At 62.8% G+C, this 2,383-nt stretch carries 3 protein-coding genes and 1 other annotated feature; all 3 genes read left to right on the top strand.

Annotated elements, in window-relative coordinates:
* Positions 1–220: integrase core domain-containing protein (locus tag D2V17_RS12115; RefSeq protein ID WP_147367346.1), on the top strand; the 220-nt coding region annotated here is incomplete at its 5' end.
* Positions 221–269: 49 nt separating this feature from the next.
* Positions 270–1,103, top strand: coding sequence for a hypothetical protein (locus D2V17_RS12110; protein WP_052208624.1), 834 nt, complete (start codon positions 270–272; stop codon positions 1,101–1,103).
* A gap of 12 nt (positions 1,104–1,115) precedes the next feature.
* A protein-coding gene (locus D2V17_RS12105; RefSeq protein ID WP_119592530.1) for an IS3 family transposase occupies positions 1,116–2,344 on the top strand; the annotation gives its coding sequence in 2 pieces (ribosomal slippage) (positions 1,116–1,404 and positions 1,404–2,344; 1,230 coding nt in all).
* Positions 1,397–1,513, top strand: a sequence feature (AL1L pseudoknot). It overlaps the preceding gene by 117 nt.
* Positions 2,345–2,383 lie beyond the last annotated feature (39 nt).

Below are 2,383 nucleotides of genomic sequence, written 5' to 3'. Positions count from 1 at the left end.
CATCCTGCTGGAAAACTACTTCCTGCCCGGCGACCTCGAGGCCCGGATCGAGGCCTTCGTTGAGCACTACAACCACCAGCGTTACCACGAGAGCCTCAGCAACGTGACGCCCGCCGATGCCTACTTCGGCAGGGCACCGGCAATCATCAAACTGCGCGAAAGGATCAAGCGACAGACCATCGAACATCGGCGCTTGCAGCACCGCAAGTTCGCCGCCTAACATCAACCCCCTGACGAGGTCCGCACTCCGCTAATCTACGCCGCGAGTTGTGCCGAATGTTCTGACGACGGACAGTTTCGGCGATCTGATCGCGGCCGCCCGCGAAGTGCCGACTGGCCACGGCCATATCGATAATCTCTATCTTACGCCTTCCGGCGACATCGTGCTGGTCGAGACCAAGCTCTGGCGGAACGGCCAGATGCGCCGCGAGGTGGTGGCGCAGGCGCTGGACTATGTCGCCGCGCTCACCCTGATGGAATTCGAGGCATTCGAGACGGCTGTTGCACGAGGGCAGCAGGCACAGCGACGCCTGTATGATCTTGTCCGTGATCATCCCGAAGCTCTGGACGAAGCGGAGTTCATCGACGCGGTCTCGCTGAACCTGCGGCGAGGCAGAATGCTGGTCATCGTCCTGGGCGACGGGATCAGGACAGAGACGGAGGCACTCAGCGATCTACTACAGAGCCATGCGGGCGCACATTTTACCTTCGCGCTCGTCGAGCTTGCCACATGGCGGAACTTGGCAGGCGACATTCTCGCGGTGCCCAGCACGCTGGCCAAGACCGTGATGATCGAGCGCGGGATTGTCCGTGTCGAGGATGGGGCGGCGACCGTCCACCCGATCCCAGCCGCTGCCCAAAGAGGCCCGCAGTCGATCAGCTCGGCGGACTTCTGGGACATGATGGCGAAGCGCGATCCTTCCCTGCCGGCCGCGATCCGGTCGTTCCTGTCGGTGCTTGAACCACTGGGTGTCTATGCCGACCTCAAGGCCAGTTTGAACCTGAAGCTCGATCTGGCCGACCAGGATAAGCCGATCAACTTCGGTTACATCATGAAGAACGGCATGAACCGCCCCGCGATTGCCGGAGGCCCCAACTCCTGAGAGGAAGGGTCTATGAGCAAGACGACGAACAAGTTTTCACCCGAGGTTCGCGAGCGGGCGGTGCGGATGGTTCTCGACAGCGAGAAGGATCATCCCTCGCGCTGGGCCGCGGTGACATCGATTGCCGGCAAGATTGGCTGCTCGGCCTACACGCTGCTCGAGTGGGTGAAGAAGTCCGAGGTCGACAAGGGCATGCGTGCTGGCGTTCCGTCCGAGCTGGCTGACAAGCTCAAGGCGCTGGAACGCGAGAACCGCGAGCTGCGCCAGGCCAACGAGATCCTGCGCAAGGCGTCTGCTTATTTTGCCCAGGCGGAGCTCGACCGCCCACTGAAGCGATGAGCGGGTTCATCGACGAGCATCGCGAGGAGTACGGGGTCGAGCCGATCTGCAGGGTTTTGCCGATCGCCCCATCCACCTACCACGAGCGTGTCGCGCAGCGGCGCGATCCCTCGCGAATGTCGGCCCGTGCCCAGCGCGATCAGGCCCTGAAGCCCGAGGTGCTGCGCGTGTTCTCCGAGAACTTCGGCGTCTATGGTGCAAGGAAGGTGTGGCGGCAGATGAAGCGCGAAGGCTTCGACATCGCCCGATGCACGGTCGAGCGGCTGATGCGCGATCTTGGTCTGCAGGGCGTGATCCGGGGCAAGCCGGTGAAGACGACGGTGAGCGACAAGGCGGCGCCTTGCCCGCTCGATCAGGTCAACCGGCAGTTCCATGCCCCGGCGCCGAACATGCTGTGGGTGTCGGACTTTACGTACGTCGCGACTTGGACCGGGTTCGTCTACGTCGCCTTCGTGATCGACGTGTTCGCCCGCTATATCGTGGGCTGGCGAGTGAGCCGGACCGCGCATGCCGGGTTCGTCCTGGATGCCCTGGAGCAGGCGATCCATCATCGGCGGCCCGTCCATCATGGCGGTCTTATCCACCACTCCGACCGCGGTAGCCAGTACGTCTCGATCAAGTACACCGAGCGTCTCGCCGAAGCCGGGATCGAACCTTCGGTGGGCAGCGTTGGCGACAGCTACGACAACGCTTTGGCCGAAACGATCAACGGACTCTACAAAGCCGAGGTGATCCACCGACGCGGGCCGTGGCGGTCGTTCGAGGCTGTCGAACATGCCACGCTCGAATGGGTGAGTTGGTTCAACAACAGGCGGTTGCTCGAGCCAATCGGCAACATCCCGCCCGCCGAAGCCGAAGCACGATACTACGCCATGCTGGACGAACGCCCGATGGCGGCATAACTCAAACCAAATGGCCTCCGGCAATCGCGGGGCGGTTCA

The organism is Aurantiacibacter xanthus, assembly GCF_003584015.1.
GTDB classification, from domain to species: Bacteria; Pseudomonadota; Alphaproteobacteria; order Sphingomonadales; family Sphingomonadaceae; genus Alteraurantiacibacter; species Alteraurantiacibacter xanthus.
Note: the sequence above shows the minus strand (reverse complement) of the source record. Positions and strands in the feature narration are given on the sequence as shown.